Origin of the sequence: Caulobacter sp. S45 (genome assembly GCF_903642205.1) — a bacterium.
Taxonomy (GTDB): domain Bacteria; phylum Pseudomonadota; class Alphaproteobacteria; order Caulobacterales; family Caulobacteraceae; genus CAHJWH01.
Genome location: NZ_CAHJWH010000147.1, coordinates 1 through 7,946, shown reverse-complemented (window position 1 = coordinate 7,946; position 7,946 = coordinate 1). Strand labels below are relative to the sequence as shown.

The following is a 7,946-nucleotide window of genomic DNA, read 5'->3' as shown; positions in this document are numbered from 1 at the left end:
TACCGCCGGCTGACCCTGGCCTGCCCGCACCCGGCGCACGATCCGGTGCTGATCGTGGCCCAGCGCCAGGGCGTGTTCGCCCGCTACAACCTCGACGTGACGGTGCAGGGCGGCCCCGCCTCCGGCCAGCAGGCGATCGACCGGCTGCATCCGGACGGCGCCGAGGCGGTGGTGGCCCCGGCGCTCTCCTGGCTGCCGCGGCTGATGGCCGGGCTCGACGCGCGGCTGATCGGCGGCCTGCAGAGCGGCAGCGCCCGGCTGCTGGTGGCCGCCCGGTCGCCGATCAAGCGGATCGAGGACCTGCACCGCCGGGCGATCGGCATCGCCGACACCTCGACCGACGCCTATCCGGGCGCCGACCGGCTGTTCTTCTCGATCATGATGCGCCGCAAGGGCATGGATCCGAACCACGACGTGACCTGGGTGCCGCTCGCCCCTGACCAATTCGCCGACGCCCTCGCCGGGCACCGGGTGCAGGCGGTGGCGGGACACGATCCGGTCATCTGGCAGGTGCGCGAAGCCCTGCGCCTGACCGAGCTCGCCAGCAGCATGACCGGCAGCTACGGCACCCGCGTCAGCCGCGTGCTGGGCCTGCGCGGCGACGTGCTGCGGGCCGATCCGGCGGCGGCGGTGGCCCTGGTGCTGGCCTTCCGCGAGGCGGCCGAAAGCGTCGCCCGGCATCCCGACGCCGCCGCCAGCGTGCTCGCCGACCAGCTGCCGGACATGGACCAGGCCCAGATCGAGCGCATGCTGCACGCCGAGGGCCACACGGTCCATCCGATCGGCTCCGACCTCCGCGAGCAGATCGCGCAGTACATCGACGAGCTGAAGCTGATCGGCCTCGCCGGCGACGAGCTGGATTCCGCCGCCCTGGCGCGCCGCTTCTGCGCCAACGTCCTGCACGGCTAGGATCCCCGACCGCCCGATCGCGTGCACCCGGAGCGTGGTTGCGGCAGAGCCGCCCCATAAACACAATCCAGCTCTGTTGATCCTGATCGCCCTTTCAACCACTCCGCAGCGGTATATATTGGGTAGTGCACCATCGAGTTCCACAGTTCCATGGACCTTCTCCCCGATATCCACTTCGAACACCGTGAAACATCGGCGGACGGCCACGCGCCAACCGACGCCGCCTACGCCTACCGGCACCTGCAAGCGCTGGAACGCGCCGGCGCCGACGGCCGCGAGCTCCTGGGGCACGCGCTCCGCGACCTGCTGCCCGGCCGCATCGCCGCCGTCTCCTCGTTCGGCGCCGAATCCGCCGTCCTGCTCTCGGTGATCGCCGCCATCGATCCGTCGACCCCGGTGGTGTTCCTCGAGACCGGCAAGCACTTCCCCGAAACCCTGGCCTACCGCCAGGAGCTGGCGGAGCATCTCGGCCTCCTCGACGTGCGCGACGTCGCCCCTCCGCCCGCTGCGGTGGCCGATCGCGACCCGACCGGCGAGCTCTGGCACTTCGACCCCGACGCCTGCTGCGCGCTCCGCAAGGTGCAGCCGCTGGAGACGGCCCTGGCGCCGTTCCAGGGCTGGATCAGCGGCCGCAAGCGGTTCCAGGCCTCCACCCGCGCCGCCCTGCCGTTCGTCGAGCTGGACCGCGGCCGGATCAAGCTGAACCCGATCGCCGACTGGGACGGCGCGCGCATGCGGGCCGAACGGACGCTGCGCCGCCTGCCGCCGCATCCGCTGGTCGAGCGCGGCTACGCCTCGATCGGCTGCTCGGTCTGCACCCGCTCGGTCGGCGCCGGCGAGGATGCGCGGGCCGGACGCTGGTCCGGGTCGGGCAAGGTCGAGTGCGGCATTCATCGGCAAGGCCAGGGCTCTGCCCTGGACCCGCTCAAGGCGGAGCCTTGAGTATCCAGGGTTTGCCGGCGCCCGGGGCTGCTGGTAATCAGCGAAGGGCGCGAGAGTGACGGAACGGTAGACGTAGTCGACTCAAAATCGACCGCCGCAGGGCATGGGGGTTCGAATCCCCCCTCTCGCACCAGCCACCTGTCCCCAGGCCCGCATCCATGTCGATCGACCGGCCGTCGCTCCGGCCCGCCAACCCGTGCTTCTCCTCCGGCCCCTGCGCCAAGCGCCCCGGCTGGAGCCTCGACGCGCTGTCCGGCGCGCTGCTCGGCCGCAGCCATCGCTCGTCGGAGGGACGCGCCAGGCTGCGCGAGGTGATCGACCGCTCCCGCGCGCTGCTCGGCCTGCCGGACGACTGGCGCCTCGGCATCGTCCCCGGCTCCGACACCGGCGCGGTGGAGCTGGCGATGTGGTCGCTGCTCGGCAGCCGCCCGGTCGACGTGCTGTCGTTCGACACCTTCACCGCCGCCTGGGCCAACGACGTCGTCGCCCAGCTCGCCCTGCACGACGCCCGCGTGCTGGAGGCCCGATACGGCGCGCTGCCCGACCTCGACGCCATCGACTGGTCGCGCGACGTGGTGTTCGCCTGGAACGGCACCACCTCCGGCGTCTGCCTGCCGGGCCCCGCCGCCATCCCCCCCGTCCATGACGGGCTGGCGATCTGCGACGCCACCTCCGCCGCCTTCGCCATGGACCTGCCCTGGGACCGGCTCGATGTCGTCACCTGGTCCTGGCAGAAGGTGCTGGGCGGCGAGGCCGCGCACGGCATGTTGGCCCTGTCCCCCCGCGCGGTGGAGCGTCTGGAGCGCACCCCGCCCCCCCGGCCGCTGCCCAAGCTGTTCCGCCTGACCGCCCCGGGCGCCGACGGGGGCCGCCGCCTGATCGAGGGCATCTTCCAGGGCGACACCATCAACACCCCGTCGATGCTCTGCGTCGAGGACGCGCTGGACGGCCTGCGCTGGGCCGAACGCATCGGCGGCCTGCCCACCCTGATCGCCCGCACCCGCGCCAACCTCGCCGCCGTCGCCGCCTGGCAAGCCCGCTCCGACTGGGCCTCCTTCCTCGCCCCCGACCCCGCCACCCGCTCCAGCACCGCCATCTGCCTGACCCTGACCCCCGACTGGTTCCGCGCCCTGACCCCCGCCCGCCAACCCGAAGCCGCCAAACACCTCGCCACGCTGCTCCACGCCGAACGCGCCGCCCTCGACGTCGCCAGCTACCGCGACGCCCCCCCCGGCCTCCGCCTCTGGGGCGGCGCCACCGTCACCACCGCCGACATCGAAGCCGTCCTCCCCTGGCTCGACTGGGCCGCCCACGAAACCCAACGCGCCTTCAGCTCCTGAAGCCGCCCCGAACCCCGCCCGGACAAGATAGGGCCGGTACTGCTGCACTCCGTGCAGGACGTTCCGGAGGGCGTGGGCGCCTGGGCACGCTCCTAAGCAGGATCGGCGTCAATGCGATCCCGGGTCCTGTCGCCTGTACCCGCCGCCAGCCACACAGGCTGTGGGTCAGCTGGAGGTCCGCAGGTTCGAGTATCAGGCGCGTTGAAGGGAGCACCGACCGCTGGGCAATCGTCGCATCGCTGGTGGAGGCCACCAAGCTCGAACGGCATCGAGCCATGTATCTGGCTGCACGACACGTTGACCTGCATAATTGAAGGACATTCGGACTACCGCGTTGACGAGCTGATGCCACGGATGCCGCGGACCTGACATACGCATTTGGTGCTGAGCGGACTTCACCAAGGTGTCACGCCAATGGACCTGCCGTGCCTGTGGCGATCGTCGACTGGCTCCTCGGAGCCGCCTGGAGACAAAACATCGTCATGAGAGGAAAGACGATGAACGCGGAGGCGATCGAGAGAAGCGCGCACGTCTCGCCATATGAGAAGTCGAGACCATCGTTACCGAAAAATACGAAGTAGAAGTAGCAGCTCATCAACGTCACGAACACGTCGGCCGCCGGACCCCGCGCAAAGATCGTACGGCGTACGAGCGGCAGCAACCGGAAGAAGAAGCTCCACAGGATCAGCAGCGACGGTACTGTGACGATCGGAAGTAGAAGCCATGTCGAGATCCCGAGACCGCGCGCCACCAGCGCCATGTCCGCGTGCGTGGTGACCGTTCGCATGGGCGCGTAGCTCCAGACGTTTCCAGCGTTCATCAACGCCAGCCAGAACAGGAACATCGCCACTTTCAGTCGTGCTCGGACGGACGTACGGCCGAGCGCCAAGAAGCACATGCCGTAGAGCACGCCGTTGCCGACTCCTGGTCCATCAAAGGCGATCAACGACGCGTTCAGACCATGCCCACTTGCGAAGATAGGCGCGTAGTCCACCCCGTCGCCGACGTCTTGCTGCAAGAGGACGTTTGCGACGGTCGCCCGGCCGTAATCGATCCCGACCGGGCTCCCCATCCATCCGAGCAGCCAGGCCGTGGTGGCGTGCGAATACTCGTGAGTAAGGTATGCAGTCGCGTGAGCCAGGAAGATCAGCCCAAGTGTCACGAGGAAGAACCGACGATCGTTTCCCGTGATCCTAAGACCATCCGCCATGTGATTCTCCCGCATGCTGCGTTAGCTGCTCCAGCATGTGTCATGCCAAACCCAGGTTTGCCCTTCTCTGCTTGACATCGTATCATGTTCCTCTGTCATGGACGGTGCAGCAGGCTAAACTTCTTGGTGTCAACTTCGGGTCGAACTCGGCGGTAGGCGGTAGTCTATCTCTCTACCGCAGCAAGTCGGCTGATAACCGTCAAGGTGTCACGGCTGAGCACTTACGTCCGGGAAGGGATATTCAAGTTCCACAGGGCCATCGGCACCCGTCATGTCCACTAGGATCGTCATCATCCTGATGTTGGCAGTCGCCGCGGCGTCCGGGTCAGCCCATGCCGCCCTGCACGCCTACGACGACATCCTAAACGGCCCAAGCACCTCGGAGGAGGTGAACGAGGCCAACCGCACGCGAGGCGGTTGCGGGACCGAGGACTGCGCGGTCCTCCGCGACATCACCAGAGCCTTCATGATCATCGAACGCCGCGACGTTGGTCCCGGCACCGATCTGCCCCACACACGCCAACTGCCGGAGCAGGCCGCCAGCGAAAAGCTGCGGCGCGACATGATGGTGCACCGCTCAAGATATGCCGACTATTGCACGATCCTGACAAAGCTCGCCCAGCACTACTCCGAATACTTCATGGGCCACGCCTCGATTGAGCTCTCCACCCGCATGGACGCCGCCGCCACCGGCAGCCCTTGCACCCCATCCCTGCTGGCCGCATTCCCAACCACCCCGGACGTGCGCGCGATGATCGAGAGCGCCCGCGAAGCCTGTCAGCTCAACAACCGGAAGGGCTGCGAGGAAGTCATCCTACATCAATCAGCTACCGCAAAATAACGCCATCGTTCTAGCCCTTCTTGGTTGGTCGAAGCCCAGCGAAATTGGCCGATACCGGACAGCCCGTTTCCAGACGAAATCCGCAAGAAGCCGACATTAGGCCACCGTGGCCAAGTCGACAGCAGCCTCGGCGTGGAGAGCTGTCGTATCGAGAAGCGATACGTCGTTGTCCTGATCCCTTTATGAATGGACGTACATCAGCTAGTCTTATGAGCAAACGATTGGCAGAGGGGAGTGATCGGCCGTGAGTGAGCTACGTGAATGGTATTTCAAAACTGTTGGCCTGTCAGATGAGCCTGCGGAGAGGTCGGTCGTCGATGTTGAAATTACCGAGAAGCCGGAACGGCCCGCGCTATCTTTAACAAGGAAAGCTCTTGATCGAGCTTATGAGCTTCGAGCGTTTGAGATCGAGCATTACTGGAAGAGAGGAACTTACTTTTGGGGCTTTCAGATCGCAATTTTTGCGGCATTCGGTCTGTTTTGGAAGGACGGCGCAGCTGGCCCCTGGCACCCGATTACCGTTGCTCTCGCTGCACTCGGTTGTCTGACGGCTATGGCCAATGCGCTTTCAGCCAAGGGCTCAAAGTTCTGGCAAACTAACTGGGAGCGCCATATTGATATGTTGGAAGACAAGGTAGAGGGCCGGTTGCACAAGACGGTCTGGCTTGACAATGGCGATGTCGCCTATTCGGTAAGTCGGCTTAATCAAACCCTTGGAATTTGCTTCATCGGATTTTGGATTGTTGTTTTGCTATACACAGGGCAAGCTTATGGTCGGTTCAGTCTGCCCAAGTGGGTTCCTGCACCGGATCGAATGCCTGACGGCGCGAAGACTTACGTGGTGGCGATCGTAGGCATGACTATAATCGGTATATTACTTCTTCTCAGGCAGACCACTAACCTGAAAGCCTCTTTTCCCCAGCAAAGCGGAGAACATGGAGTAAGAGTAGAGCGCCCGAGCAAGTGGCATAAGCGTTTAGGACCGACCAACAAATTTGTCCGCCGGTATGCCCCGGACGAGCCCTGATAAAATTCGGAGCTGCCGCTCTCCTTGGGCTACGACCATCACCTGCGACCAAATTCTGGCTGGAAGCGGATCGTCCGCTTCGGTACTTTAAGCCGCGAGAAGCGAACATGTATCGGAGTCGGGCACCGTCTATATCCCGGATGCATCAAGTCAATTTCCCCATCAATCTTATTGTGGCAGCGGAGGTCGTGAGACAGGCTAAACGTCTAGATCTAGATCTAGGAATTCATTTCCCTAAATTGCTCTTGTAACTTCATATTCTCGATGTTCGCATTGCTTATAGTGTTTTTCATCCGAGCATTGGCAATCGGAGACGCAAAACGTTCGCCGGTGTTCAAAAGTCACAAATGCCTGCATGGTCCCCGTGTTTTCTAGAAGCCTATAGCTGTTGATACCAATAGGGTTTGCGAGAGACTCCCAATCAAATATATGTTCCGTGCTAGCTCCTGCTTCCAAAGCAGTAGATGGGATGTTGTTTATATGAGCTGGAAGTTTTTTGATCAGAGTGTTGTTGAAAGCTAAATCAAGGTTGGAAATGTATGATACTCGCGTGCCGGTGTTGACCGTAGATACTACGATACAGGGTAAAAATATCGTACCTCGGAGCCTAGCCTCAGCGCGTATGATAACGGTGAGTAGCCGGCGCTCCTGGAGCCTTGCGTGCCACCAATTATAAATTGACAATAAGGAGGCCATAGTACCGAGTATGGCTCCCCACACTCCGGTGCCGATAGTGATTGCGTCCTTGATATCCATCTATCGATCGACTTTCATGCTAGCGCCTTCCTCGTTATAGAACGACAGGCCGGTTGTCGTAGTAGCCCTAGCCACGATATGACCATTAGTATCACCGGCAATGAGACGATAGAAATTTTCGCGCTCGAAAGCCTCAGTGAACGAGAACCCGGGATCGATTTGCCTGTTCTTGACGTTATGCGAAGCAGTGACTTTTTTTGGGGTTGTTGTTTCCAATGCAATGACGTCTATGACAGTACTAATCAGACCGATGTTCCTCACAGTCACAGTAATATAGTGAATTATCTCCAATTCAACGGTTTTCCAGTCGGAACCGCACGAGACCTGTAGCTTGACGGTAGCATTGTCACGAGCCTGTTCGTCTCGACGTCTGGTCCCCAACCAGTTCGATGTTGACAGGAAGGCACCGTAAATTCCCAGCGCAAGGCCACCCATAGCAGCCGTCTCAGTAACCCATAGTGGCACGCCCATCAGCTCTTACTCCTAGCTGATCGCTTACAGTGCATCAGTTGTCATCGACTCGAACAGCAAATCGCTGGCTCGTACTTAAGTGTCGCGGGACCTGTCTGACAGGTCGGCTCAGCCATAGTTTAAGGCTGCTTTCCATGTCCGCTCTCGGGAGACCGTTCGAACCGGCTGAAGGTCCGGATTGAATGCAAAGCCGTCAGTGGCAGCCAGGAGACCCATATCCGCTCCCTCACACCGTTCCGCCGCCTACTCGATGCCAAACTCCCCCCGAAACGCCCGCACTGAGTCCGACCGCATCCACCCCTCGGTCATGATGACTCCGCCCTCTGGAGAAGGACCGCCCAGCCGCCGCCCGACCACTAGCCATGCCGACCGACCCGACCCAACGCTCCCCCGTCACGTCCCGCACCGATCACCCCTGGCGTCACACCCCTCCAACGACCCCCTTCGCCC

The 7,946-nt window shown here is 62.9% G+C and carries 7 protein-coding genes and 1 tRNA gene; 6 read left to right on the top strand and 2 right to left on the bottom strand.

Annotated elements, in window-relative coordinates:
- The 4 genes from HUV06_RS13050 to HUV06_RS13035 all read left to right on the top strand — a co-directional run.
- A partial coding sequence (locus HUV06_RS13050; protein ID WP_174301694.1) for an ABC transporter substrate-binding protein occupies window positions 1-909 on the top strand: 909 nt, incomplete at its 5' end.
- A 150-nt stretch (window positions 910-1,059) separates the two neighbouring features.
- On the top strand, window positions 1,060-1,851 hold the full coding sequence (locus HUV06_RS13045; protein WP_174301693.1) for a phosphoadenylyl-sulfate reductase: 792 nt from the start codon (window positions 1,060-1,062) through the stop codon (window positions 1,849-1,851).
- Between the two features lie 49 nt (window positions 1,852-1,900).
- Window positions 1,901-1,984: transfer RNA gene (locus HUV06_RS13040), tRNA-Leu, on the top strand.
- Window positions 1,985-2,009: 25 nt separating this feature from the next.
- On the top strand, window positions 2,010-3,191 hold the full coding sequence (locus HUV06_RS13035) for a phosphoserine transaminase (protein ID WP_174301692.1): 1,182 nt from the start codon (window positions 2,010-2,012) through the stop codon (window positions 3,189-3,191).
- 406 nt (window positions 3,192-3,597) lie between these two features.
- On the opposite strand, the gene HUV06_RS13030 is transcribed toward HUV06_RS13035, so the two are convergent.
- Window positions 3,598-4,401 carry a hypothetical protein gene (locus HUV06_RS13030; RefSeq protein WP_174301691.1) on the bottom strand — a complete coding sequence of 268 codons (804 nt, stop codon included), beginning with the start codon at window positions 4,399-4,401 and terminating at the stop codon, window positions 3,598-3,600.
- Window positions 4,402-4,867: 466 nt separating this feature from the next.
- Between HUV06_RS13030 and HUV06_RS13025 the strand changes: the two genes are divergently transcribed.
- On the top strand, window positions 4,868-5,242 hold the full coding sequence (locus HUV06_RS13025) for a hypothetical protein (protein WP_174301690.1): 375 nt from the start codon (window positions 4,868-4,870) through the stop codon (window positions 5,240-5,242).
- Between the two features lie 244 nt (window positions 5,243-5,486).
- Window positions 5,487-6,269 carry a hypothetical protein gene (locus tag HUV06_RS13020; RefSeq protein ID WP_174301689.1) on the top strand — a complete coding sequence of 261 codons (783 nt, stop codon included), beginning with the start codon at window positions 5,487-5,489 and terminating at the stop codon, window positions 6,267-6,269.
- A 756-nt stretch (window positions 6,270-7,025) separates the two neighbouring features.
- Here HUV06_RS13020 and HUV06_RS13015 read toward each other — a convergent pair.
- A complete protein-coding gene (locus HUV06_RS13015; protein WP_174301688.1) occupies window positions 7,026-7,496 on the bottom strand; it encodes a hypothetical protein in 471 nt (156 codons plus the stop codon).
- Window positions 7,497-7,946: the final 450 nt, after the last annotated feature.

Coding starts and splice junctions, on each gene's coding strand:
- HUV06_RS13045 (WP_174301693.1), top strand. CDS start 1,060: ATGGACCTTCTCCCCGATATCCACTTCGAACACCGTGAAACATCGGCG.
- HUV06_RS13035 (WP_174301692.1), top strand. CDS start 2,010: ATGTCGATCGACCGGCCGTCGCTCCGGCCCGCCAACCCGTGCTTCTCC.
- HUV06_RS13030 (WP_174301691.1), bottom strand. CDS start 4,401: ATGGCGGATGGTCTTAGGATCACGGGAAACGATCGTCGGTTCTTCCTC.
- HUV06_RS13025 (WP_174301690.1), top strand. CDS start 4,868: ATGATCATCGAACGCCGCGACGTTGGTCCCGGCACCGATCTGCCCCAC.
- HUV06_RS13015 (WP_174301688.1), bottom strand. CDS start 7,496: ATGGGCGTGCCACTATGGGTTACTGAGACGGCTGCTATGGGTGGCCTT.